Below are 401 nucleotides of genomic sequence, written 5' to 3'. Positions count from 1 at the left end.
GCCTCGACATGGTGGAGAGCCACCATTCGCTGCGCTGCTCGTTCGAGAAGGGGCGCAGCGTGCCCCTGCGCGCGGGTGCGTCGGCCAAGTGCGTGCTGGCCCACCTGCCCGAGGCCGCGCGCGACGCGGTGCTCGATGCCCAGTGGGGGCCCGGCACGCCCGGCCGCGAGTCCGCCCGCCATGAGCTCGACGCCATCCGCGCGGCGGGCTTCGCCGTGAGCGAAGGCGAAGTCGACGAGGGCGTGTGGGGCTGCAGCGTGCCGCTCTTCGGCGCCTCCCGCCAGGCCGCCGGCGCCATCACGCTCATGGCCCCGATCCTGCGGGCCCAGGGGCAGGAGACGGCGCTGATACGCATGGCGGTCGTGGCCGCCGCGCGCATCTCCCGCCAGCTGGTCCTGCAC

Annotated in this window: 1 protein-coding gene; it reads left to right on the top strand. The window is 75.3% G+C overall.

Annotated elements, in window-relative coordinates; genetic code table 11:
- A partial coding sequence (locus tag JZ792_RS43805) for an IclR family transcriptional regulator domain-containing protein (protein WP_498044279.1) occupies positions 1–401 on the top strand: 401 nt, incomplete at both ends.

The sequence above is a fragment of the Nocardia noduli genome, assembly GCF_019038455.1.
Classification (GTDB): Bacteria; Actinomycetota; Actinomycetes; order Mycobacteriales; family Mycobacteriaceae; genus Nocardia; species Nocardia noduli.
Note: the sequence above shows the minus strand (reverse complement) of the source record. Positions and strands in the feature narration are given on the sequence as shown.